At 74.5% G+C, this 24,225-nt stretch carries 21 protein-coding genes; 17 read left to right on the forward strand and 4 right to left on the reverse strand.

Features of this window, described 5'->3' with window-relative positions:
• Nucleotides 1–124: 124 nt before the first annotated feature.
• From lipA to WA762_RS00805, 3 genes are all read left to right on the forward strand, one after another.
• On the forward strand, nt 125–1,090 hold the full coding sequence (gene lipA, locus WA762_RS00795) for a lipoyl synthase (RefSeq protein WP_335931831.1): 966 nt from the start codon (nt 125–127) through the stop codon (nt 1,088–1,090).
• Nucleotides 1,091–1,424: 334 nt separating this feature from the next.
• On the forward strand, nt 1,425–1,625 hold the full coding sequence (locus WA762_RS00800; RefSeq protein WP_335931833.1) for an SCO2195 family GlnR-regulated protein: 201 nt from the start codon (nt 1,425–1,427) through the stop codon (nt 1,623–1,625).
• A 19-nt stretch (nt 1,626–1,644) separates the two neighbouring features.
• Nucleotides 1,645–2,352 (forward strand): DUF4191 domain-containing protein, encoded by a 708-nt coding sequence (locus tag WA762_RS00805; protein ID WP_335931835.1) that lies wholly within the window; start codon nt 1,645–1,647, stop codon nt 2,350–2,352.
• A gap of 200 nt (nt 2,353–2,552) precedes the next feature.
• Here the strand turns inward: WA762_RS00805 and WA762_RS00810 are convergent, their stop codons facing one another.
• Nucleotides 2,553–3,020, reverse strand: coding sequence for an RDD family protein (locus WA762_RS00810; RefSeq protein WP_335931837.1), 468 nt, complete (start codon nt 3,018–3,020; stop codon nt 2,553–2,555).
• A 316-nt stretch (nt 3,021–3,336) separates the two neighbouring features.
• On the opposite strand from WA762_RS00810, the gene glnA reads away from it, so the two are divergent.
• Nucleotides 3,337–4,746: a type I glutamate--ammonia ligase gene (gene glnA, locus WA762_RS00815; RefSeq protein ID WP_335931839.1), complete on the forward strand. Its 1,410-nt coding sequence runs from the start codon at nt 3,337–3,339 to the stop codon at nt 4,744–4,746.
• Between the two features lie 232 nt (nt 4,747–4,978).
• Here the strand turns inward: glnA and WA762_RS00820 are convergent, their stop codons facing one another.
• Nucleotides 4,979–8,893: a CHAT domain-containing protein gene (locus WA762_RS00820; protein ID WP_335931841.1), complete on the reverse strand. Its 3,915-nt coding sequence runs from the start codon at nt 8,891–8,893 to the stop codon at nt 4,979–4,981.
• Between the two features lie 95 nt (nt 8,894–8,988).
• Here WA762_RS00820 and WA762_RS00825 point away from each other — a divergent pair, with 95 nt between their 5' ends.
• Both WA762_RS00825 and WA762_RS00830 read left to right on the forward strand, forming a co-directional pair.
• Nucleotides 8,989–9,357 (forward strand): CATRA system-associated protein, encoded by a 369-nt coding sequence (locus tag WA762_RS00825; RefSeq protein WP_335931844.1) that lies wholly within the window; start codon nt 8,989–8,991, stop codon nt 9,355–9,357.
• Nucleotides 9,347–10,852 carry a CATRA conflict system CASPASE/TPR repeat-associated protein gene (locus tag WA762_RS00830; protein WP_335931846.1) on the forward strand — a complete coding sequence of 502 codons (1,506 nt, stop codon included), beginning with the start codon at nt 9,347–9,349 and terminating at the stop codon, nt 10,850–10,852. The genes WA762_RS00825 and WA762_RS00830 overlap by 11 nt, the downstream gene beginning before the upstream one ends.
• Nucleotides 10,853–10,956: 104 nt before the next feature.
• Here WA762_RS00830 and WA762_RS00835 read toward each other — a convergent pair whose 3' ends face one another.
• Nucleotides 10,957–11,226, reverse strand: a complete 270-nt coding sequence (locus WA762_RS00835) for a hypothetical protein (RefSeq protein ID WP_335931848.1) — start codon at nt 11,224–11,226, stop codon at nt 10,957–10,959.
• A gap of 120 nt (nt 11,227–11,346) precedes the next feature.
• On the opposite strand from WA762_RS00835, the gene WA762_RS00840 reads away from it, so the two are divergent.
• Nucleotides 11,347–11,706 carry an arsenate reductase family protein gene (locus WA762_RS00840; protein WP_335931850.1) on the forward strand — a complete coding sequence of 120 codons (360 nt, stop codon included), beginning with the start codon at nt 11,347–11,349 and terminating at the stop codon, nt 11,704–11,706.
• Between the two features lie 183 nt (nt 11,707–11,889).
• Here the strand turns inward: WA762_RS00840 and WA762_RS00845 are convergent, their stop codons facing one another.
• On the reverse strand, nt 11,890–12,801 hold the full coding sequence (locus WA762_RS00845; protein WP_335931852.1) for a Gfo/Idh/MocA family protein: 912 nt from the start codon (nt 12,799–12,801) through the stop codon (nt 11,890–11,892).
• Between the two features lie 234 nt (nt 12,802–13,035).
• Between WA762_RS00845 and WA762_RS00850 the strand changes: the two genes are divergently transcribed.
• The 10 genes from WA762_RS00850 (at nt 13,036) to WA762_RS00895 (ending at nt 24,155) form a co-directional block, all read left to right on the forward strand.
• Nucleotides 13,036–14,646, forward strand: coding sequence for a hypothetical protein (locus WA762_RS00850; protein WP_335931854.1), 1,611 nt, complete (start codon nt 13,036–13,038; stop codon nt 14,644–14,646).
• The gene (locus WA762_RS00855; protein ID WP_335931856.1) at nt 14,643–15,800 is read left to right on the forward strand and encodes an ARPP-2 domain-containing protein; all 1,158 of its coding nucleotides are present in this window, start codon (nt 14,643–14,645) and stop codon (nt 15,798–15,800) included. Before WA762_RS00850 ends, WA762_RS00855 begins: the two co-directional genes overlap by 4 nt.
• Nucleotides 15,801–15,940: 140 nt before the next feature.
• A complete protein-coding gene (gene glnII / locus WA762_RS00860; RefSeq protein ID WP_335931858.1) occupies nt 15,941–16,984 on the forward strand; it encodes a glutamine synthetase in 1,044 nt (347 codons plus the stop codon).
• A 164-nt stretch (nt 16,985–17,148) separates the two neighbouring features.
• Complete coding sequence (locus WA762_RS00865) at nt 17,149–18,060, forward strand: DUF6891 domain-containing protein (protein WP_335931860.1); 912 nt, start codon at nt 17,149–17,151, stop codon at nt 18,058–18,060.
• A gap of 353 nt (nt 18,061–18,413) precedes the next feature.
• Entirely contained in the window at nt 18,414–19,025 is a 612-nt protein-coding gene (locus WA762_RS00870; RefSeq protein ID WP_335931863.1) for a winged helix-turn-helix domain-containing protein, read from the forward strand.
• Nucleotides 19,026–19,231: 206 nt separating this feature from the next.
• Nucleotides 19,232–20,500 (forward strand): sensor histidine kinase, encoded by a 1,269-nt coding sequence (locus WA762_RS00875; RefSeq protein ID WP_335931865.1) that lies wholly within the window; start codon nt 19,232–19,234, stop codon nt 20,498–20,500.
• Entirely contained in the window at nt 20,485–21,132 is a 648-nt protein-coding gene (locus WA762_RS00880) for a response regulator transcription factor (RefSeq protein ID WP_335931867.1), read from the forward strand. Before WA762_RS00875 ends, WA762_RS00880 begins: the two co-directional genes overlap by 16 nt.
• A gap of 223 nt (nt 21,133–21,355) precedes the next feature.
• Complete coding sequence (locus WA762_RS00885) at nt 21,356–22,258, forward strand: metal-dependent hydrolase (RefSeq protein ID WP_335931869.1); 903 nt, start codon at nt 21,356–21,358, stop codon at nt 22,256–22,258.
• A complete protein-coding gene (locus WA762_RS00890) occupies nt 22,255–23,346 on the forward strand; it encodes a PDR/VanB family oxidoreductase (protein ID WP_335932273.1) in 1,092 nt (363 codons plus the stop codon). The genes WA762_RS00885 and WA762_RS00890 overlap by 4 nt, the downstream gene beginning before the upstream one ends.
• Nucleotides 23,347–23,432: 86 nt before the next feature.
• Nucleotides 23,433–24,155: a TetR/AcrR family transcriptional regulator gene (locus tag WA762_RS00895; RefSeq protein ID WP_335931871.1), complete on the forward strand. Its 723-nt coding sequence runs from the start codon at nt 23,433–23,435 to the stop codon at nt 24,153–24,155.
• Nucleotides 24,156–24,225: the final 70 nt, after the last annotated feature.

Here is a 24,225-nt window from a genome sequence, read left to right on the forward strand (position 1 = left end):
TCGGCCACAGGTTGGCCGGACGTAAGGCCGTGCGAATCACGGGCGTACCCTGGTGTCCGCCGAAGAATCCAAAGCCGAAGCAACCGAAGCAACCAGTGCAGTGAAAGCAAAGGGGAGTGCCGGAGTGTCCGCTGTCGCACCCGACGGGCGCAAGATGCTGCGCCTGGAGGTCCGGAACAGCCAGACCCCCATCGAGCGCAAGCCCGAGTGGATCAAGACCCGGGCGAAGATGGGCCCCGAGTACAACCAGTTGCAGAAGCTCGTGAAGAGCGAGGGCCTGCACACGGTGTGCCAGGAGGCCGGCTGCCCCAACATCTTCGAGTGCTGGGAGGACCGCGAGGCCACGTTCCTCATCGGCGGCGACCAGTGCACCCGGCGCTGCGACTTCTGCCAGATCGACACGGGCAAGCCGCAGGCGCTGGACCGGGACGAGCCGCGCAGGGTCGGCGAGTCCGTCGTCACGATGGACCTGAACTACGCCACCATCACCGGCGTCGCCCGCGACGACCTGGAGGACGGCGGCGCCTGGCTGTACGCGGAGACCGTGCGCCAGATCCACGCGCTGACCGCGGAGCGGGAGGCCGGCCGCACCAAGGTCGAGCTGCTGATCCCCGACTTCAACGCGGTGCCCGAGCAGCTCGCGGAGGTCTTCTCCGCGCGCCCCGAGGTGCTCGCGCACAACGTGGAGACGGTGCCGCGGATCTTCAAGCGGATTCGTCCCGGCTTCCGTTACGAGCGCTCCCTGGAGGTCATCACGCGGGCCCGGGAGGCCGGCCTGGTGACCAAGTCCAACCTGATCCTCGGCATGGGCGAGACCCGCGAGGAGGTCAGCGAGGCGCTCCAGGACCTGTACGACGCCGGGTGCGAACTGATCACGATCACGCAGTACCTGCGCCCGTCGGTGCGCCACCACCCGGTCGAGCGCTGGGTCAAGCCGCAGGAGTTCGTGGAGCTGAAGGACGAGGCGGACGCGATCGGCTACTCCGGCGTGATGTCCGGGCCGCTGGTCCGCTCCTCGTACCGCGCGGGCCGGCTCTTCCAGCAGGCGATGGAGCGGCGTGGCGCCGCCGCGGCGGCCCCCACCGTGTGAATCCGCTCACAAGAGCCTACCGCCCAGTAACGGGCGGCTCCGGCGGCCCATGCGCTCCTCGCAGGTCAGAGGCGCGGATGGGCCGCCTCGGCGTGCGCCGGGGGCGGTTCGGGGGTTCATTGGTGTTTGACCGACCGGTCACGCGCTGGTAACACCAGGCGGTGACGCTGGATGCCCAGGGCGCGCGCCGGCTCTGCCGTCGCCGCCGTCGCCGCCGCGTCCCGCGTCCGGCGCGCCCGCCGCCCCGCTCCGCGCGACGCGGCCGGGCGCGGCCGGCTCCGGTCGGCCGGTTCCACGCCCCAGTCCGCACACGCGCTCCGAGGAGATCTCCACGATGCAGGCCGTGCCGGTACGCGCCACCGCCGTCCCCTCCGTCACCCACGCCCTCCGCGCCGTCGAGTCGCTGCTGCTGGCCGGCGGCCAGCGCACGGCCCGCCGCAACGCCTGGACCGCCGTCCTGGAGGACCGGCGCCGCGCCAAGGACCGGGTGGAGGCCGAGCACGTACTGGAGGCCGCGGCCGACCGTCGTTCCTGAGCCACGTAAACTTCTGTACATGGCGAGGAAGGCAAAAACTGAAGGCGCGGACAGCGTCGAGAACGCGGGGCGGCTCAAGCAGATCGCCCTGACCTACAAGATGACCCGGCGGACGGATCCCAAGGTCGGTCTTGTCGTCGCGGGCGTGGGAATCGTCACCTTCGGTGTCCTCCTCGGAGTCGGTTTCCTGATCGGCCACCCGGTCTATCTGGGGATCCTGGGCTTCGTGCTGGCCCTCCTCGCGATGGCGATCGTCTTCGGGCGGCGTGCCGAGCGCGCGGCCTTCGGGCAGATGGAGGGGCAGCCGGGCGCCGCGGCGGCGGTGCTCGACCGGGTGGGCCGCGGCTGGACCACGACCCCCGCGGTCGCGATGAACCGCAGCCAGGACGTCGTCCACCGCGCGGTGAGCAAGGCGGGCATCGTGCTCGTCGCCGAGGGCAACCCGAACCGGGTGAAGCCGCTGCTCGCCGCCGAGAAGAAGAAGATGGCGCGCATCCTGGTGGACGTGCCGGTGCACGACATCATCGTCGGCGACGACGAGGGTCAGGTGCCGCTGAAGAAGCTGCGCACCACGATGCTGAAGCTGCCGCGCGTGCTGACCGGCCCGCAGGTGACGGTCGCCAACGACCGGCTGCGCGCGATGGGCGATCTGATGAGCAACATGCCGCTGCCCAAGGGGCCGATGCCGAAGAACATGCGGATGCCGCGCGGCGGGAAGATGCGCTGACGCCCGACGGGCGGAACGGGACGAGGGCGGGGCGTGAACCGGTTCGGTTCACGCCCCGCCCTCGTCGTTCTCCGGCCCTCGTCGTTCGCCCCGCCCTCGTCGTTCTTCCGCACGACCGGCGGTCCTCCCCGGGGCTCACCGGCGGCCCCGGGCCCCGGGGCCCGGTCACGCCCCTCGGCCTTCGCCGTGACCGCGGTGGATCAGATACGGACCTGGACCGCGCGGGCCAGCCGATCGTGCAGGCCCCGCCCGTCGCGGTCCCAGACCAGCGCGGGGACGGCCAGGCACAGCAGGGCGCAGCGGACGACGACGCGTCCGAGGGTGAGCCGGCCGCCGTTCTCGGCGACGACCCTGATGCCCAGGACGCGCTTGCCGGGCGTGCAGCCGATGGTCCCCACGGTGAGCACGCTCATCGCGAAGAAGACGCCGAGCGCCCAGTTCCCGGCCGCCTGCTGGTCGCCGCGCGCGAACAGTCCGTACGCGATCAGCATGCACAGGGCCCAGTCGATGAAGAGGGCGCCGAAACGCCTGCCCAGCGGCGCCACGGACCCCGGCCCGTTCTCCGGCAGGCCGAGGCGCTTGCCCCGGTGGCCGAAGTCGACCCCCATCTCCTCGGCGGTCGCGCGCGGTCCGGAGAGCCACGATCCGATTACTTGCCTCTTGTCCACCCGACCACGGTACTGCGCCCGCCCGCGCCCCCTGCCGGGCGGGGCCGCCGCGCGCCCGTGCCGCCCCGTCCCCCCGCCGGACGTGCCCGTGCGCCCGCCCGTCGGCCGGGCCCGCCCGGTGGGCGGGCCCGGCCGACGGCTCCGAACCGGCCACGCAGCACCGCCCGGGCACGTCCCGGTTAACTTCTGCGAAACAAATGGGTCATGATTGAGAAATCCGGTCTGCCTATGGTCGGGGCCAACGCGTGCCACCGCACACTGGCCGCACGATGGGCCACAACCCCGTCCCTCCCGGGCCGGGAGTAGGAGGAGTTGGATGTTCCAGAACGCCGACGAAGCGAAGAAGTACATCGCCGAGGAGGACGTCAAGTTCATCGACGTCCGATTCTGCGACCTTCCCGGGGTGATGCAGCACGTCACGGTCCCGGCGGCGACCTTCGACCCGGCCGAGGACCTCGCCTTCGACGGCTCGTCGATCCGCGGCTTCCAAGCCATCCACGAGTCCGACATGGCGCTGCGCGCGGACCTGTCGACCGCCCGCGTCGACCCGTTCCGCCGCGACAAGACGGTCAACATCAACTTCTTCATCCACGACCCGATCACCGGCGAGCAGTACAGCCGCGACCCGCGCAACGTGGCCAGGAAGGCGGAGGCGTACCTGGCCTCCACCGGCATCGCCGACACCGCCTACTTCGGCCCCGAGGCCGAGTTCTACGTCTTCGACAGCGTCCGCTTCCAGACCTCGGCGAACGAGAGCTTCTACCACATCGACTCCGAGGCCGGCGCCTGGAACACCGGCGCGCTGGAGAACAACCGCGGCTACAAGGTCCGCTACAAGGGCGGCTACTTCCCGGTCCCGCCGGTCGACCACTTCGCCGACCTGCGCGCCGAGATGTCGCTGGAGCTGGAGAAGAGCGGCCTGGAGATCGAGCGCCAGCACCACGAGGTCGGCACCGCCGGCCAGGCCGAGATCAACTACAAGTTCAACACGCTGCTGGCCGCCGCCGACGACCTGATGCTCTTCAAGTACATCGTGAAGAACGTCGCCTGGCGCAACGGCAAGACCGCGACCTTCATGCCGAAGCCGATCTTCGGCGACAACGGCTCGGGCATGCACGTCCACCAGTCCCTGTGGGCCGGCGGCACGCCGCTCTTCTACGACGAGCAGGGCTACGCGGGCCTCTCGGACACCGCCCGCTACTACATCGGCGGCATCCTGAAGCACGCCCCGTCGCTGCTGGCCTTCACCAACCCGACGGTGAACTCCTACCACCGCCTGGTCCCCGGCTTCGAGGCCCCGGTCAACCTGGTGTACTCGCAGCGCAACCGCTCCGCCGCGATGCGCATCCCGATCACCGGCGCCAACCCGAAGGCCAAGCGCGTCGAGTTCCGCGCCCCGGACCCGTCGTCCAACCCGTACCTGGCCTTCTCCGCGCTGCTGATGGCCGGTCTCGACGGCGTCAAGAACAAGATCGAGCCCGCCGAGCCGATCGACAAGGACCTCTACGAGCTGGCTCCCGAGGAGCACGCCAACGTCCAGCAGGTCCCGACCTCCCTCCCGGCCGTCCTGGACGCGCTGGAGGCGGACAACGAGTACCTCCAGGCCGGCGGCGTCTTCACGGCCGACCTGATCGAGACCTGGATCGACTACAAGCGCGAGAACGAGATCGCCCCGATCCAGCTGCGCCCGCACCCGCACGAGTTCGAGCTGTACTTCGACCTGTAGGAGGCGCGGCGCGTCCCGACGGCGCGAGCCGCTGCCCGGCGCGCGGTGTGCGCACCGCGCACGCACCGCCGAAGTGATCCGCCGGCACGCGCGACGACAGTGAGGGCCGCCACCCCGTGACCGGGGCGGCGGCCCTCACCCGCGTTCCCGGCCGGTGCGGGCCATGGCCGCGATGAGGTCGCGCGTGCGCCCGCCGGGCCGTACGTCCGTCACCCGGACTCCTTCAGCGCCGTCAGGGGCCGGTGTGGATGTACGGGGCCCAGAGGGCCGGGGCCTCCGGGCGGGCGGCGCGGAGGCGGAGGACCGCGGTGCGCAGGGCGGAGGCCGCGGGGAGCCCGCCGTTCGCGGTGGGCGGGCGGGACCGGAGCGCGCGGTAGAAGTCCCGGGCGACCTGGGGGGCGCGCAGGTCGCTGATGGACCACTGGGTGGCGATGACATGGCTGAAGCCGGCGATGTTGAGCCCGCCCGCCAGGTGGGCGAACTCGTCGGCCAGGCCCGTGATGCCGCGGGCCGTCTCGCACGCGGAGAGAAAGGCCAGTTCGGCGCCGGAGAGCCGGAGGGCGATCACGTCGCGCAGGCTGATCGCCGCGTCCGTGCAGTGCAGCGCGCCGCCGGCGAGCGAGTACTGCGAGCCGTGTCCGGCGAAGTGGAGCCGGCTGTGGTGCCGGAGCTGTTCCAGGACGGCGGCGCGGGTGGCCAGGGGGCCGATGAGCGCGGTCATGCCGGGGAACTCCTCGCGCAGCGAGCCGACTTCCGGCGCCGCATGGCGCAGCTGCGCCATGCCCGGGGCGCTGGGCACGGCGACCCCGAGCAGGCCCCCGGTGGCGGGCGCGGGTCGGTTCCGGGCGGCCACCAGGGCGCGCAGGGTCGGGGCGTACGAGCAGACGGCGCGGTCGAGGAGACCGGCGGGGACCGGCGCGGGGCCGCCCGGGGCGCTTCCGGCGGGCGGGTGGGGGCCCGCCGCGTGCAGGGGGAGCAGGGTGAGCGCGCCGGTCGGACACCACCACAGGCGCGGCTCCTCCCCCTCCGCCGGGCGCGCCGGCCAGTACAGCGCGTCCAGGACCGGTCCGGCGATGTCCTCCCAGAGCCGGCCCAGCAGCGGTCCCAGGACCTCGTTCTGCTCCCGCGCGGTGGTGTCGTCGTCGCCGCGGAAGGCGTCGATCAGCTGCCGGGCCCGGTCGTCGACCGCTTCCCGGGTGACCCGGTCCAGCCGGACGAGCCGGGGCGGCGCGTCCTGCCGGGCGTCCACGACGAGGGCGTCGCAGCGGTGCGCGCCGATGTTGACGATCACGACGGGTCCGTCGCACGCGGCCTCGCGCAGGCGGTGGTACGGGGGCGGCAGCAGGAACTCCGGGATCAGCTCCCTGGCCCGTACCAGCAGTCGGTCCCATTCGGCGGCGGCCTCGCGCCGCCCCCGCGTCTCCGAGGCGGGCGCGAGCGCCGTGGTCTCCCGTGCGTCGCCCCGGCCGGTGGCGGCGCCCGCGCGGTCGAGCAGGCGCCGGACCTCCGCCATGCGGTCGGCCAGCGCGGCGTCCAGGGCCCGGAGTTCGTCCAGTTCGGTGCGGGCGTCGAGGGCCTGTGCCAGGAGGACGCCCCGTCCCAGTTCCAGCAGTTCCACCGCCGCTTCCGGGTCGCCCAGCTCGATGGCGGCGGCCGCGGCGTCCGAGGCCAGGCCGTTGGCGTCGGCCAGGAACCATTCGCGGTCCTCCCGGTCCAGGCCGTGCCAGGCGGCCTGGGGCAGCAGCCGGACCGCGTGGCCGTAGCCCTCCGCGGCCTCGGTCCACCGCCCGTCCGCGGCGGCGGTCCGGCCCCACTCCATGGCCGCCGGCAGCCGTACCGTCATCGGTCCGGTGGGCAGGAGCGCGGCCTCGCGGAAGGCGTCCGCCGCCTCGGCCCGCAGACCGGCCGTGCGGAGCGTGCTTCCGAGGCCGAGCAGGCAACCGGCCCTGCTCGCGTGGTCGGCCGGGCAGCGCGCGACGGCGCGGCGGCCCGCCTCCAGCGCCTCGCGCAGATCGCGCTCCCGGCCGAGACCGCGGTACCGGCGGCGCAGCATGCCCTCCAGGTTCGACAGGAACTTCACCTGGTCGGGGTGGTCGTCCGGGGCGCTGTCGGACGCCTCCCGCATGGCCCGGATCGCGGTGTTGAGGTCCTCCTCGTCCGTCGAGACGTCGAAGCGGTTCATCGCGGCGATCCCGAGGTTGGACAGGTTCATCGACCGGCGGTGCGAGCCGGGCGGGGTCGCCTCGACCGCGAGCCGGGCGGTCTCGACCGCCCGGTCCAGGTCGCCGGGGCGGCCGTGACGCCGGTGGGCGCTCAGCAGCGCCAGGCTCAGGTTCGCCAGGTACCGGTCCAGGAGGGGGTGGCCGTCCGGCACGGTCCGCACGGACTCGTCGCAGGCGTCCACGGCGGCCGCCAGGTCGGCGCCGTCGCCGGTGTGCTCGAACCGGGCCAGCAGGGAGAGTCCCAGTGCGTTGAGGCCCATGGCCCGCAGCGTGGTGCCGTCCCCGCAGCCCCGGACCGCCTCGCGCTTGACGTCCACGGCGGCCCGCAGGTCCTCGAACCTTCCCCGGTGTTCGTACCTGGCCTGCAGGGCGCCGCCGTGACCGATCAGCGCGGTGGCCCGCTCCGGGCCCTCCTCCGGATGGCCCGTCACGCATTCGCCGGTCATGGCGACGGCACGGTCGAAGTCCGCCGGGTCACCGGTGTGCAGGGCCCGCACCCGCAGCACGCCGCCCGCCAGGTTCAGGACGAGCGGGCGGTGCGTGCTTCCGGCGGGTGCGCCGCGCTCGGCCCGGAGGCCCGCCGCCACCGCTTCGTCCAGGTCGTTCCGGTCCCCCCGGTCCTCGAAGCGCCGGCACAGCGACTCGCCGAGCATCGCCAGGGCCACGCTCCGGCGTGCGCCGCGGCTCAGTTCCACGCCCCGGCGCACGGCCTCGATCGCCTCGTCCAGGTCCGACGCGCTCCCGGTGTGGTCGTGGTAGAGCGTGTAGAGGCTCGCCCCGAGGTCCAGTACGGCCTCCGTCAGGTGGTCGGCGTCCCGCAGCATGCGGACGGCGGACCGGAAGAGGCCGACGGCGGACCGGAGGTCGCGGGCGTCACCGGTCAGCTGGTGCCGGAACAGGAAGCACAGGGCGCGGTGCGCGCGCACCGTTCCTTCCTGGGAGGTGCCGGCGTACTCCGCCATGAGCCGTTCGCACAGCGCCGCCGCCTCGTCCAGGTCCGCCGGGTCCGGCGGGCTCCCGCACCGGGACAGCAGGCTCCCGGCCAGCAGCAGGCGGCAGCTCCCGAGCTCCGGATCGTCCGGCACGTCCAGTTCGACGGCCCGCCGGGCCGCCCGGACCGCCTCGTCCAGGTCGTCCGCCGGGGCGCCGGCCCCGGCGTGCCGCGGGCGGCCGTTCCTCGCGAGCAGCATCCGGGCCAGCCCCGCCCACGCCAGCCGGTGGCGGGGCTCGTCCGGGGTGGTCGCGCCGATCACATGGCGGGCCGCCCCGATCGCCAGGTCGAGATCGGCGGGGTCCCGGGTCCTGTTGTACCTGGCCCTCGCGAGTTCGCTCAGATGGAAGTACGCGACCTTCTCCTGATCGTGTCCCGGGGGCATCGCCGCGGCGGCGGCGCGGGTGGCGGCGAACGCCTCCTCCTCGTGCGGCGCCGACGGCGTGTGGACCGAGCGGCGCAGCAGCAGCTGGGCGAGGTTGCCGAGACGGCCGGGGCGGCGCCGCGAGTCGCGGGCGGTGCGGGCGACGCTGCGCCGCGCCGCGGTGATCGCCTCGTCCAGGTCGGGCGCGCGGCCCGTGTGCTCGAAGCGTTCCCAGAGGGCGAGGGCCAGATTGGACAACTGCTCGTCCAGGTCGGGGTGTTCCTGTTCCTCACCGGTCCGCGCCGCCTCCGCGCTCGCCGCCACGGCGTGGTCGAGCCACCCGGGGTCGCCGGTGAGCCGGGCCCAGTCGCGCAGCGCCCGGCCGAACTCGGTGAGGACCGGCGGACGCACGGGCGATCCGGGCGGCACGGTCTCCGCGAGCGTCGACCACAGCCCCAGCGCGGTGCGCAGGGCCTCGGGGTCCCGGCGGCTCTGCCAGGTGCGGTAGTGCGCCAGCCCCGCCTCGACCATCTGACGCAACGTCATCGCGTCGCCCGACGAGCCTGTCATGAACGCTCCGTGTCAGTGGCGATGGAATGGGGTCTCGGACCGAACCTCCTTATGATGGCACGGAGTTGAGGCAGGATTCGAAGGACGGGGGCCATGTGACCGACTGGTCGGAGGCGTTGGGAGAGGCGGATCCGCTGCTGGCCGCCGTGGGCGCGGTCACGGAAGCCGGTCCCCGGGTGTGGGCCGGCGTGGAGCTGGCGCTCGGGGAATTGGACGACGCCCTGCGCGGCGGGGACGCGGGCGCCCTGCGGCGCGCCCTGTACGCGCTGGAGGACTCCCTGCCGTCGGAGCGCATGCGCATGCTCGGCGGGTCCGGCGATCCGGTCCCGCCGCCGCCGGAGCTGGCCGACCGGGTCGAGGACCTCGTGGACCGCATCCGGGTGGCCGGCGCGGACCCCGCGGACGCCCCGGCCCCGGGCGCCCGGGCCGGATCGACGGACCCCACCGACGGCCGTGCCACGTAGCCGCTTCGAGGGACACGCCCTGATCGTCCATGTCTTCGTGCCGCTGGCGGCGGCCGTGCGGGACGAGGAGAACGGGGACCGCTCGGTGCGCCGGTTCTGGGACGGGCTGCGCGGCGGGCTGGGCGCGGCCGGGCCGGTCCCCCGTTTCGGCCCGGCCGGGCTTCCGGCCCTGGCCCCGGCGGCCGCGGCCGGTCCCGCCACCGGGCACGCGCTGCTGGCGGCGTGCCAGTCCACGGGGCCCGCGCCCGCGCAGGTCTTCGCGTACCGCCGGGGCGACGCCCTCGGCGTCCTGGCCGTGCTGTTCCCGGCCCCGGGAGTCTCGTGGCGGGATCTGCGCGACCGGTGGGACGCGGTGGCGCGGCCGCTGCCCGAGGGGCTGGGGGCCGTGACCACATACGTCCATCGCGTGCTCGACGGCGGGCGGACCCGGCCCGGCGCGGGCCCGCTGAACCGTCTGCTGGCCTCCGCGCCCGCGGCCGGGGCGTCCGCGTCTCCGGGCGGGGGCTGGCGGCGGTCCCCCGACGGGTACCTGGTCGCGTTCCCGCACTCGGTGGGGCCGGGCCGGGTCCGGACGGCCGTCGTCGTGGGCCCGGCCGCGCGGGAGGACGCCTTCGACGCATGGGGGTGGCACATCGCCCCTACCGGGGCCGTCGCGCCCTTCGTCCGCTGTCTGGAGGGCGGCGCGCGGCTGCGGCACCACGCCTCGGTGCACCGCGCGCACCAGCCGGCCCTCCGGGCGATGTGCGCGCGGCTCTCGGCCGCGTCGGAGCGGCTGGCGGGGCTGTGCGGCGCCGTGCTGGCGGCCGGTTCAGGCCCGGACGAGCTGCTCGCCGCGGACGCGTCCATCGCCGCCCTGTACGTCGGCGACCAGGGGCTCAACCAGTCGTTGAGGGACCTCCGCGACATGCGCCGGTCGGTGCGGATCACCCTGGACTCCCTGGCGGAGCTGCTGCCGCCGCCGGCCGACGGCCCGGACCCGGATCCGGCGCTGGGGCGTTCGCTCCTCGCCCTGCTCGACGACGACATCGCGCACGCGGAGTCCGTCAAGCGGGAGGCCGACGAGATCTCCCGGACGACCGAGTCGATCGTGCGGCAACGCCTGGCGCTGCTCCAGCAGCGCACCACCGTCGTGCAGGGCGCGGTGCTCGGGTCGTTGCTGACGGCGCTGGCCGCGGTGCAGACCCTGTCCTACGAACTGCCGCTGCCGGGGCCGCTGCACGCGCCGCTGATCACCTTTCTGTCCGTGCTCGCCCTGCTGTTGCCCGTTCAGCTGATGCGCTGGCGGCGGGCGGACGGACGCGTGCGCCGACCGGCCTGGTTCGACCGGCTGTCCGTCGCGTGCGTGGGAGCGGCGACGGGGTGGCTGGGCGCGTCGGTGGCCGCCTCGGTCACGGCGCATGTCCCGGCGCGCCCGGCGGTGAGCGGGGGCTGCGCGGCGGCCTGCGCCGTCGCGGCCGTGCTGGCGGACCGGTGGTGGGCGTCCCGCGCCGCCTGAGGGTGGTCGTCGGGCCGTGCGGCCGCCGCGCCCCGTCGGTGCCGGACCGTCGGCGGCCGACGCGGGTCGGGCCGCCGGCGGTCCGGCGAACAGGCGTCCGGGGGTCAGCGGCCGTAGCGGATCAGCGCGCGGACCATGCGGCAGGTGGTGTCGGACGGCGGGTGGATGCCGATGCGCTCGGCGGTGGCGCGTATCCTGCGGTCGGTCGCGGTCGACGGGTGGTAGACGCCGGTGTCGAGCAGGGCGATCGCCAGGCGCATCGCCTTCAGGCGGCGGTTGTGGCTGATGTACCACTCGCGGGGGCGGCCCGCGGGGAGCGCCTTCTTGCGCAGGGGCTTGTGATACTGCTCGGTCGTGACTGCGGCAACGGCCATGAACATCCTCCTGGCACGGTCGTGGAACCCTCACGAACTCCCTCCATTTTACGGCCCACCACTGACAATCGTCCCTGGCCAGAGGGGATTTGGCCGGGTCGTTCGCGTACCGTTGCCGCCATGGAGATCTGGATCAATCCCGCCTGTTCGAAGTGCCGCGGCGCGGTGGAGCTGCTCGACGCCGAGGGCGTCGACTACACCGTCCGCCGTTATCTGGAGGACGTGCCGTCGCCGGAGGAGATCCGGGCGGTGCTGGGCCGGCTCGGGCTGGAGCCGTGGGACATCACGCGGACGCGGGAGCCGGAGGCCGGGGATCTCGGGCTCGCGGAGTGGCCGCGCGAGGCCGGCGCGCGGGAGCGGTGGATCGAGGCGCTCGCCGCGCACCCGAAGCTGATCCAGCGGCCGATCATCACGGCCGACGACGGGACCGCCGTCGTGGCCCGCACGGACGAGGCGGTACGGGACGCCATCGGGCGCTGAGGACGGACGGGAAGCGGGGAGCCCCCTACGGACGCCGGGGCGGGCGGACGGCGGGGGCGGGCGGACGCCGGGCCGGGCGGACGCCGCACCCGGCCGCGCCCCGCCCGGCCCCGGGACGGGCTCCCCCGCGCTCCCCGCCCGGCGTCCCGGGCCCGTGCGGCTGCTCCCGCCGGACGCCGCGCCCTACTCCCCCGCCTGTGCCTCCGCCTCGGCCAGCAGCTCCGTGAGGCGCAGCCCGAACCGTACGTCGCACGGGTGCGGCTCCCCCGTGCGGACCGACTCGACCAGCGCGTCGACGGCCGCCCCGAACGAGCCGACGGCGTCGCTCCAGCGCGGCAGCGTGACGACGCCCTGTTCGCCGCGGAGCTCGATCGACGTGCCGACCGCGCCCACCGGCGCGCCCAGCGCCAGCGTCACCGTGCTGGAGGCGCCGGAGGTGTGGCGGAGGATCAGATGGGTGGCGTCGGCCCGGCCGCGGGCCGCGGTCAGCCGGGTGACGTCGCCCAGCACCGGGATCAGCACGGACAGGACGTGCGGGCCGACGTCCCACAGCCCGCCCTTCTCCCGGCGCCACGGCGAGGCCGCGTACTCGTTGGCCGTGTCCGGGGCGTACAGCGCCCCGATCCATTCGGCGCGGGCGGTGAACCAGTCGTCCAGGGCAGCCTGTTCCTCGATCCAGGCGGCGGTGGCGGGGGCGAACCGCAGGGTGCAGAAGACGACGGAGGCGACCCCGGACTGCTCCGCGGCCCGGACGACCTCACGGGCTCCCGCCACGGTGGTCGCGACCGGTTTGTCCAGCAGCAGATGGCGTCCGGTCGCCGCGGCGCGGGCGGCGAGACGGGCCTGGACGTCCGGCGGCACGGCGAACGCGATGGCGTCGCTGGCCGCGAAGAGCTCGTCGAGGCCCGTGTCGTCGCTGTACGCCGTGGTCCCGTGGGCGGCGGCCAGCGTCTCCGCCGCCTCGGCACGGCGACCCCACACGCCGCTCAGCACGACGTCGGGGTGGGCGGCGAGGGCCGGCGCCTGCGTGTTCCTGGCCCAGGGGCCGGTGCCGACGAGGCCGATGCGCAGGGGGGTCGGGGAGTGTGTCGTCATGGGGGCAAGTCTGCCGGGTCCAGGCGTTCCGGGGCGGGGACGTGCCGTCGCGGGACGAAACCGGGTTGGTGCGGCAGCGGGTTCCCGGTTACGTTGGGCGGCGCCGGCCGCGGGACTCCGGCCGCGACTTCCGGGACTTGCCTCTGAAGCAGAGATTTCGCTGTTCGCGCCCCCATTCCCCGGCCGGCGCCCCCGCCGCCCCGCGCGCGGCGGCGTGCGACACCACGGGGGATCATGACGCGTACGGACACGGCGGCCGCGGGCGGCGGCGCCGCCGGACTCGTCGCCGCCGAGGACGTGCTCCTCTTCGTGAACGCGGCGATCACCGCGACCGGCCAGCGCGAGTTCCGTTCGACGGCCCGTCAGCAGCGGCTCTCGCTGGACTTCCTCCACGAGTACGTGCGGGTCAACTATCGCCGGGTCTACTCCGCCGCGCTGGCCCTCGACATCAACGACCACAACGCCGCGCGCATCGTCCAGGGCCTGCTGGAGTCCTCCGCCGAGGCGACGGCCGAGGAGAAGCGGACCGAGGGCCGGCTGATCGCCGCCCGGCTGGCGAAGCTGCCGCCGCAGCGCGTGTACCGGCTGTTCCGCGCCCTGCGCGCGGCCGGGGTGAACAACCGGCGCACCCGCGCGATCATGCGCGACTGGCTGGCCGCCCGGCCGGATCCGGCACACGACGCGGTGAAGTATCGCACCGGTCTGAAGACCGCCGCCCGCCATGCGCACCTCCGGCTCGACGGCGGCCCCGGCGCGCCGGACGGGCCCGCGGGGGCGGGAGCGGGAGAGGCGGGGAGCGCGGGCGAGATCGGGGACTTCCTGTTCCGGCCCGGCCGCCGGCCGCGCTACCGGCATCCGCTGCTCGACGCGTGGCGGCGCGCCCACTACGAGCGGGGCGCCGTCGCGGAGCTGCCGTTCTCCGTCGCCGAGGGCTTCGCCGCCCGGCACGGCATGCGGCGCGAGGCGTTCCTGGAGCTGATGACCCCTCGGATGACCCGGCTGGAGCGGCTGCGGACGGTGGAGGGGCTGCGGACCGCCGGGCGGCACGCCGGGGCGGACGCGCCGCTTCCGGCGGACGTCGACCTGGCGGGGATGCCGCTGACCCGGCTCGCCCTGTACGTGCTGTCGCTCGGCTTCGACGTGCGGTCGGCGCACCGCGAGGAACTGACGCGGGCGCTGCGCGCCGCCGCCCGGCGTGCGGCGGGCCCGCAGGCCGGGAGCTGGGGGAAGGTCGCGGGCGTGCTGGACGACAGCTACTCGTCGTCCGGGTCGGGCGAGAAGCGGCGCCGTCCGCTCGCCGTGGCGCTGGCCTGCCACTTCCTGCTGGAGGCGCTGGCCGCGCCGGGAGGGTACGCCGCGCTGTGGACGTCGGGCGGCGCCGATCCGCTGCTGGCCCGGCCCTGGGGGCCGACGCCGCTGGGGCTGCGGGTGCTGGACGCCCTGGAGCACGGTCCGGATCGGCTGGTCGTCGTCTCGGACGGCTGGGACAACGCGCCGCCTGGTCTCGCGGGCGAGGTGCTGCGGGTGTGGCGGACCCGGCTCGATCCGGACCGGCGCACGGCGGTGGTGCATCTGAACCCCGTGTACGACGCGGAGGGCTTCGACGTGCGCCGGCTCGCGCCGGGCGTGCCCACGGCGGGCGTCCGGGACGCGGAGGACCTCCCGGCGCTGGTGGAGATCGCCCGGTTCGCGGAGGGGCGGACCGGCCCGGAGGCCCTGTACGCCTATCTGGACCGCCGGGTCGCACGATTCGTCGCGGAACGAGCCCCGGCGGGACGCTCCGTCGCGGACCTCGCCGGCGGTGAGCCGGAACCGGGCGCACGAGGGACGGGGGCCGGGGCGTGAACCGACTCGAACTGACCGGGCTGGTCGCCCGCCCCGCCCAGGTGTGGGGCGGCATCCGCCTGGTGCCGCTGGTCCGGGAGCGGCCGGTCGAGGGACTGCGGCTGCACCGGGAGATCTACGCGGGGCACGGCGGCGGCGTCGTCGACGTCGGCCCGCGCACGCGTTACGTCTCGTACATCCCGCACGGCTTCGTCGCGGACTGGTCCGGCGAGGGCGCGCAGTCGGCCGCGTACGGCACGCAGCTGGGTCCGGGCGCGGCCGAGGGGGCGGGGAGCCCGCCGCCCCGGACCGTACGGCTGCGCCGCGAACGGCACCACCGGATGGCCAAGCGGCAGCCGGGGAGCCGGCTGCGGTTCCTGCCGCTGCACCTCGCCCTGGAGGGGTATCTCGCCCTGCACTTCGGCGGTCCCACGACCGCCTGGGAGGAGTGGTCGCGGCGGGCGCTGCGCGACGGGCTGTCGCCGCGCGCCGAGGACGCGTACCTGGGGTGGTCGGTGCGCGGGCTCGACGACGCGCTGCGGACCTTCGAGATCCATCCCGGGCAGTGCGGGGTGATGGTGTACGCGGCCGACGCGCTCGCCGCCGCGTTCGCCGTGCCGCACCCGGACGACTACCGGCTGCTGCACCCCTCGCTGGTCCAGGATCTGTACGGGGAGCTGGTCCACCAGCACGCCCTGTACGGCGGGCCCGTGCCGGAGTTCTCGGCGCGGATCGACGACGGTCCGTGGCTGCGGACGCTCGCCGGTCTGCGGGCGGCGGCGCGGGCACAGGAGCGGGCGTGGGCCGAGGCGCACGACACGGTGTTCGCCCGCGAGCTGCTGGACACCTCGTACGCCTTCGACCGGGTGCGCCGGATGGGCCCGTTCACGCTGTGGCGGTTCCTGCCGCCGTTCCGGCTGGACGGGGACGGCCGGCACATCGGTGAGACGATCACCGATCACAAGGGGCGGGTCGCGTATCTGAAGACGTTCCGGCTGTCGGACGCCCAGATCAGGCGCGGCCACCTGCTGCACCGCCTCGCCGACGCCGACTGGCGGCTCGCGGCGGCGGCCGAGGCGCTGGGCACCGACGAGCGGGAGCTGGTGCGCCGGATCCGGGCGGCCGGCTTCGAGACGCTGCTCAGGCATCACGCCGAGGCGGGACGGAGGGGGTGACACCGGGTTCGTCGGTAACACCGGGTTCGTCGGTAACACCGGGTTCACACGAGGGCAACGGACGGGAAATCGCGGCTTGCGACTCTGAGGGCGGCAGAAACCGCACAGCACCACCGCAGGACCCGCAAAGGATGGCTTCCGTGACGTTCAAGGCCGAGTACATCTGGATCGACGGCACCGAGCCGACCGCCAAGCTCCGTTCGAAGACGAAGATCCTGGCCCGGGGCGCCTCTCGGGACGCGGCGGGACTCCCGCTCTGGGGCTTCGACGGCTCCAGCACCCACCAGGCCGAGGGCCGCTCCTCCGACCTGGTGCTGAAGCCGGTGTTCGTGTGCCCGGACCCGGTCCGGGGCGGCGACGACATCCTCGTCCTGTGCGAGGTCCTCGACACCGACATGGAGCCGCACGCGTCCAACACCCGGGCCGCGCTGCGGGAGGCGGCCGAGCGGTTCGCCCTCCAGGAGCCGGTCTTCGGCATCGAGCAGGAGTACACCTTCTTCGACGGGCACCGGCCGCTGGGCTTCCCCGAGGGCGGGTTCCCGGCCGCGCAGGGCGGTTACTACTGCGGGGTCGGCCGCGACGAGATCTTCGGCCGGGACGTCGTCGAGAAGCACCTCGACAACTGCCTGCGGGCGGGGCTCGGCATCTCCGGCATCAACGCCGAGGTCATGCCCGGCCAGTGGGAGTTCCAGGTCGGCCCGCTGTCCCCGCTGGAGGTCTCCGACCAGCTGTGGGTCGCGCGTTGGCTGCTGTACCGCACCGCCGAGGACTTCGGCGTCTCCGCGACCCTGGCCCCGAAGCCGGTCAAGGGGGACTGGAACGGCGCGGGCGCGCACACGAACTTCTCCACGAAGGCGATGCGCGAGGGCCCCGACGGCTACGACGCGATCATCACCGCGTGCGAGGCGCTGGGCGAGGGCTCGAAGCCGATGGACCACGTGAAGAACTACGGCGCGGGCATCGACGACCGTCTGACCGGTCTGCACGAGACCGCCGCGTGGGACGAGTACAGCTACGGCGTCTCCGACCGCGGCGCCTCGGTGCGCATCCCGTGGCAGGTGGCGCGGGACCGCAGGGGCTACATCGAGGACCGCCGCCCGAACGCCAACGTCGACCCGTACGTCGTCACCCGGCTGATGGTCGACACCTGCTGCACGGCGCTGGAGAAGGCCGGCCGGGTCTGACCCGGGACCGGGACCCGGACGGCGTCCGGGGCCGGGCCGCGTGCCGTGCCCGAGGGGGCGTGTCCCCCTCGGGCGTGTCCCCCTCGGGCGTGTCCGCCTCGGGCGTGTCCGCCTCGGACGCCCGTTCCCGGCTCGTTGTCAGTGGCGTGTGCGAGGGTCGGCCCATGCTCGACATCAAGGTGGAGACCGAGAACTGGCAGACCCACGTCCGTGTTCCGGAGGGGACGCTGTTCGATCTGGTGCGCGGGATCGGCGGCGAGGACGACCGCTTCCTGGTGGTGCAGCGCGTCCCCGACATCCCGGGCCACTATGTGCAGGTGTGGCACGAGCACGGCGGCGACTACCAGCTGGAGTGCCGTTCCGGCGGCCCCGCCACGCACCGCCGGGTGATGCTCGGCTCGGCGGACCCGGTCGCCGGGCTGATGGCCCGCTGGGCGCGCCAGGAGCCGGAGTGGGACGCGGGCACGGCGTGGGAGGACGCCGGGATGCCGGCGGAGGAGCCGGTGCCCGAGCTCCCGCCGGAGACCCGGGCCCGGCTGGAGGAGCGGATACGGGAGCTGCTCCGCTGCGGGTACGACACGGTGGAGGAGCTCGCCGAGGCCGCCGAGGAGTACCTCGTGACGGACGAGGAGCGCCCGGTGACCGACGCTCAGGCGCGGCGTCTGGCGGAACGGCTGTGGCTGGAGCGGGTCGAGGAGCAGCGGCGGTGGCCTGACGTGACGGACGCCGACCGGCTGGAGCGGGCGTTCGCGTCGCTGGAGGAGCGCGGGATCACCGCGCGGGAGCATTTCACCTGCTGTCGTGCGTGCGGGCTCGGCGAGATATCCGCCGAGGGGCGCGAGGACGCGCGCGGGTTCGTCTTCTTCCACGCCCAGGGCACCGAGCGGGCCGCGGCCGGGCAGGGCCTCTCGCTGTACTACGGCGGGTTCGACGAGTCGGCGGAGACCACGGCCGCGGTGGGCCGCGAGGTGGCGGCGGCGCTGGGCGAGGCGGGCCTGACGGTGAGGTGGGACGGTTCGCCGGACCAGGCCGTCGAGTTGTTCCCGCTGGACTGGCGCAAGCGGCTGGTGGGGTGAGGCGGGGCGCGCGGGGACGGCGGGGCACGGGGCGTACCCGGCCGCGGGCCGGGCGGCGTGCGGTGACCCGGAGTGAGGAAGCTAACGCCCAGGGTTCGCACAGGCGGGCGGGAGATGACTGCTGCGCCGTCGTGTTCTCTGGTTCAATGGGGCCATGGCCGGTATTCCGTACGACTCGACGAGGCGCAGTGACCTCGAACCGTTCTGGCCTTCCCGTCAGCACCACGACTTCGACCGGGTGTGTTGCCGCGCGTTGAACGCGCAGGCCCTCTAAAACCGCTCACCGCGGCCTTCGGTCCGCGCGCAAGCAAGTCCGTCCGTCGACGACTCCTTCGCGCGAAAGAGCTGACCTCATGAAGAACAGCCGTACCCTCTCCACCGCCGCCGGCGCCGCGTCCCCGGCGGGCACGGCCACGGCGTCCTCCGTCCGTTCCCTGTCTCCCAACCGCCATCGGCTGCGCGCCGTCGATCCCGACGAGGTCGTGCAGTTGGCCGATGTGGCGGAGTTCCTGCCGCCGGACGCCACCTGGCTGCCCGCGCCCCAGCACACCGTTCCGGCGCTGCCGGGCCGGCCGCCGATGGTCGGCTATCTGGTGCTCGTGCCGGCCGATCAGCAGCCGGCGGTGGCCGCGGCGACGGCCGCCGCGCAGTACGTGGTCCGGCCGCCGGCGGCCGAGCCGGCCGCGGGGCCGGTGCGGATCGACGCCGCGCGGCGGACCGCGATGGTGGACGGGAGGCCGCTCGACCTCACCTACCTGGAGTTCGAGCTGCTCGCCCATCTCGTCGCGCACCCGCACCGGGTGCACACCCGCGACCAGCTGGTGACCACCGTCTGGGGCTACGGGCATGTGGGCGACGGCCGCACGGTGGACGTCCACGTCGCCCGGCTGCGCCGCAAGCTGGGGGCCGAGCACCGCCGTTCGATCCAGACGGTGCGGCGCGTCGGGTACAAGTACGCGCCCTGATCCCGGCCGCACGGACCGAACGCGGGACGTGGGGAACGTGCGGGGCGCCCCGGTCCGGCCGGTCCCGGACCGGGGCGCTCTCGCGCCCCCGCCGGCCCCGCTCCCCCTCCTCGGCAGGACGGCGGCATCCGGCACGCGGGCCGCCGGGTGACACTGTGTGCGGGCGGGCCCGGCGACGAGGGCCCGGTGAGGGGGGCAGGAACGGGATGAACGCGATACGGGCCCGCGCGCGGGCCGGGCTGAGGGCCGGTGGGCGCAACGCCTTCCTGTCGGTCGTCAGCCTCTTCGGGTCGATGACGCTCTTCACGTGGGCCCTGCTCGCGATCGCCTCCGTTCCGCTGGGCATCGGCCTGGTCACCACCCCGCACGCGCTGGAGCTGGTCCGCAGGCACGCGAACCGGCGCCGGCTGCTCGCGGCCACCTGGTGCGGCGTCCGCGTCCCGGTCCCGTACCGGCCCTTCCCAAAGGACGCGCGCACCGGTCTCACCGGACGGGTGGAGCGGACGACGCTGATGCTCAAGGACCCGGCGACCTGGCGGGACCTGCGGTGGCTGATGGCCGACATGACGGCCGGGTATCTGATGTCGGCGCTGGCGGCGGGGCTGCTGCTCTATCCGCTGGAGGGCTTCGTCCTGGCGGCGGGGCTGTGGCGGGTGTTCAGGGACGACCGCTACTGGTACGGGTTCGTGCCGGTCGACAGCCAGGCATCGGGGCTGGCCGCCGCGGCGCTGGGGGCGACGCTCCTGGTGCTCGGTCTGCTCGTCAACCGGCCTCTGCTGCGGGCGCACTTCGCGATCGTGCGGGCCCTGCTGGCCCCCTCGCAGGAGCAGGAGCTGACCCGGCGCGTCGACCGGCTGACCGAGACCCGGCACGAGGCCGTGGACACCGCGGCCGCCGAACTGCGGCGCATCGAACGGGATCTGCACGACGGGACGCAGGCCCGGCTGGTCGCCATGGGGATGAACCTGGGCGTCGTCGAGGCGCTGATCGAGAAGGACCCGGAGCAGGCGAGGAAGCTGCTGGCCATGACCCGCGCGTCCTCCGCCGAGGCCCTCACCGAACTCCGCGACCTGGTCCGGGGCATTCATCCCCCGGTCCTCGCCGAGCGCGGACTCGGCGACGCGGTAAGGGAGTTGGCGCTGCGGCTGCCCATCGAGTCCGACGTCCGGGCGGAGTTGGCCGGCCGGCCGGACGCGGCGGTCGAGTCGGCCGCGTACTTCGCGGTGAGCGAGGCGCTGACGAACGCCGCCAAGCACTCGGGGGCGGAACGCGTCCGGGTGGACATCCGTCACGCGGACGCCAGACTGCGGGTCTCGGTGACGGACGACGGGTGCGGCGGGGCGCGGATCGGCGCCGGTTCGGGGCTCAGCGGAATCGAACGCCGGCTCGGTACATTCGACGGCGTCATGGCCGTCAGCAGCCCCGCGGGCGGTCCCACCAGGGTGACCATGGAGATTCCTTGCGAGTTGTCCTAGCCGAAGATCTCTTCCTGCTGCGCGACGGACTCGTCCGCCTGCTGGAGGCGTACGGCTTCGAGATCGTGGCGGCCGTCGAGTCGGGGCCCGAACTGGCCCGCGCGCTGGCCGAGTCGGAGCCGGACGTCGCGGTCGTCGACGTCCGGCTCCCGCCGTCCCACACGGACGAGGGCCTGCAGTGCGCGCTGGCGGCCCGACGGGCCCGGCCGGGGCTGCCGGTGCTCGTGCTCTCGCAGCACGTGGAGCAGTTGTACGCGCGCGAGCTGCTGGCGGACGGCGACGGCGGCGTCGGCTATCTGCTCAAGGACCGGGTCTTCGACGCCGCCCAGTTCGTCGACGCGGTGCGCCGGGTCGCGGCGGGAGGCACCGCGATGGATCCGCAGGTGATCTCGCGGCTGCTGTCGCGGCGTGCGCGGGACCGGCCGCTGGGCGGGCTGACCCCGCGCGAGCTGGAGGTCATGGAGCTGGTGGCGCAAGGCCGTTCCAACGCGGCGATCGCGGCGCAACTGGTGATCACGGAGCGGGCGGTGGCCAAGCACACCTCGAACATCTTCGGGAAGCTCGGCCTGCCGCCCTCCGAGGACGACAACCGCCGCGTCCTCGCGGTGCTGGCCTATCTGGACCGGGGCTGAGCGGGCCGCGGACGCCGGCCCCGCCCCCGCGGCCCGCCCCGCCCGGCGCGTCGGCCCGCCCGCCCCCGCCCCCGCGCCCCGCCCGGCGCGTCCGCCGGCCGCCTCCGTGCGGCGCGCCCGCCCGGCGCGACGCCGCCCTTTCCGCCGTTCCGCCGGGCGACCGGTGGGGAAGACAGGCGCACGACCCCTGTCGCAATGGCGTACCCGTCAGTACATTGACGCCATGTCTAATACGCAGCCGGTGCCGGTCGTCGTGGAGCGGACGCCGCTCAAGGCCCGCAAGGTCTCCTTCGCCTGGGAGGAGACGCCCCTGCACTGGGTGCCGGGCGACCCGTTCACCACCCACACCATCAATGTGCTCCATCTGCTGCTGCCCGCCGGAGAGCGCTGGTTCATCCATGTCTACCGGCAGGTCCTGCCGTACATCCGCGACGAACGACTGCGCCAGGACGTCATCGGGTTCATCGGGCAGGAGGCCGTGCACTCCCAGGCCCACGACGACGTGCTGCCCCATCTGAGGCGGCTGGGCCTGGACCCGACGCCGTACACCGCGCAGGTCGACTGGTTCTTCGAGAAGCTCCTCGGCGACCGCACGCTGCCGCCGGGCCGGGCCCGCGAGTGGTGGCTGATGGAACGGGTGGCGCTGATCGCGGCGATCGAGCACTACACCGCGTTCCTCGGCGACTGGGTGCTCAACGCCGACGAGCTGGACCGCCGGGGAGCCGATCCGACGATGCTGGACCTGCTGCGCTGGCACGGCGCGGAGGAGGTCGAGCACCGCTCCGTCGCCTTCGACCTGTTCATGCACGTCGACGGCGGCTACCGGCGACGGGTGCGGACCTGGGCGGCGGCCTTCTCCGCGCTGCTCTTCCTCTGGCAGCGCGGCACCCGCTTCTTCATGGAGAACGACCCGACGCTGCTGAACGCCAAGGCGTCGTTCAAGGACTTCTACGTCAGCGGCAGGCGCGGCACCCTGCCCGCGACCGGCGACCTGCTGCGCTCCGTCCCCCGCTACCTCAGCCGCGCCTACCACCCCTCGCAGGAGGGCAGCACGGCCCAGGCGATGGACTACCTCGCCCACTCCCCCGCGGCGACCGCCGCCGAGTCCCGTACGACGGGAGCCTGACCGTGCCGCTTCCGCTGCCCCGTCCGCGCACCGTGCTGCTGGCCGCCGGCGCCGCGCTGCTGGCCAGGCGCGCCCTGCGCCGCCGCGTCCGCAGCTCCCCGCTGTGGCCGCTCCCGGCCCTGGAGCACCCGGTCTCGGGCCACTCCGGCCGCCGCTCCACCACCGCCCACCGCCTGCGGATCGCGGAACGCTCCTCGCCCGCCGAGGGGGTGGTGCGGCTCCGGCTGGAGGGGCCCGGTCTGCCGCCCTGGCAGCCCGGCGCGCACCTGGACCTGCTGCTGCCCTCCGGCCTGGTCCGGCAGTACTCGCTGTGCGGGGACCCGGCCGACGTCGGCGCGTACACCATCGCGACCCGGCTGGTCGAGGACGGCCGGGGCGGCTCCCGGGAGGTCCACGAACGGCTCCGGGAGGGCGACGAGGTGGAGGTCCGCGCCCCGCGCAACCGGTTCCCCCTGGTCGAGGCCCCCGCGTATCTCTTCGTGGCGGGCGGCATCGGCATCACCCCCGTCCTGCCGATGCTGCGGTCCGTCGCCGCCTCGGGCGCCGACTGGCGGCTGCTGTACGGCGGCCGGTCCCGCGCCTCGATGCCGTTCCTGGACGAGATCGAGAAGCTGGGCGCGGAGGGCGGCCAGGTGACGGTCGCCCCCGCCGACGAGGCGGGCCACCCGGACGTGGCCGCCGCCCTGGCGGACACGGCGGAGGGCACGGCCGTCTACTGCTGCGGCCCGGAACCGCTGATGGACGCGGTCGCCGCCGCCCTGCCGCCCGGCCGCGGTCTCCATCTGGAGCGCTTCGCCCCGGCGAGCGGCTCGTCCGCCGGCTCCGGCGGCCCGTTCGAGGTCGAGCTGCGCCGTTCCGGCCGCACGGTCCGGGTGGCGCCGGACCAGTCGGTGCTGGCCGCGGTGCGCGAGGAGCTGCCCCATGTCCCGTACTCCTGCGAGCAGGGCTTCTGCGGGACGTGCCGGCAGCGCGTCCTGGCGGGCGAGGCCGACCACCGCGACGAGCTGCTGACGGACGCGGAGCGGGACGACTCGATGCTGATCTGCGTGTCCCGCTGCCGGGGAGAACGGCTGGTCCTGGACCTGTGACGGGGCGGGCCGGCCGCCGTCCGGGGCCCCGGGCGTCACGGGCCCGGCCCGGCTCCCGCACCGCCCCACTCGGTACGCTGTCCGTCATGACGACCGGGGTGCGGCGCAGGATGGGCGTCGAGGAGCGCAGACAGCAGTTGATCGGTGTCGCGCTGGAGTTGTTCAGCCACCGAACCCCGGACGAGGTGTCGATCGACGAGATCGCGGCCGCCGCCGGGATCTCGCGGCCCCTGGTCTACCACTACTTCCCGGGGAAGCAGAGCCTGTACGAGGCGGCGCTGCGGCGGGCGGCGGACGAGTTGTCGGCGCGGTTCGTCGAGCCGCGCGAAGGCCCGCTCGGGGCACGGCTGTTGAGGGTGATGGGTCGGTTCTTCGACTTCGTCGACGAGCACGGCCCGGGGTTCTCGGCGCTGATGCGGGGCGGCCCCGCGGCGGGCTCGTCGACGGCGAACGCGATGATCGACGGGGTGCGGCAGGCGGCGTACGAGCAGATCCTCGCCCACCTCGGGGTCGAGGATCCCCCGGCGCGGCTGGAGTTGGTCGTGCGGTCGTGGGTGTCGTTGGCCGAGTCGACGGCGCTGATCTGGCTGGACGGGCGGCGCGTTCCGCGCGAGGAGCTGGAGAGGCAGCTGGTGCACGACTTCGCGGCGCTGGCCTCGGTGAGCGCCGCCTACGACGCGGAGATGGCGGGCATCGTGCTGCGGGTCTTCTCCCAGGAACCGGCGGACGGGCCCTTCGCGGAACTGCTGGACCGGCTCTCGGCCCTGGCCCCCGCCGTGCCGGCCGTTCCCCCGCAGCGGCAGCCCTGACGGGGCCCCGGCGTCGCGCCGCCGTCCGCCGTGCGGCGCCGGTGTGACGGTGCGGCACGGGCCCGGCGGC

The sequence above is a fragment of the Streptomyces tyrfis genome (assembly GCF_037034285.1).
Taxonomy (GTDB): Bacteria; Actinomycetota; Actinomycetes; order Streptomycetales; family Streptomycetaceae; genus Streptomyces.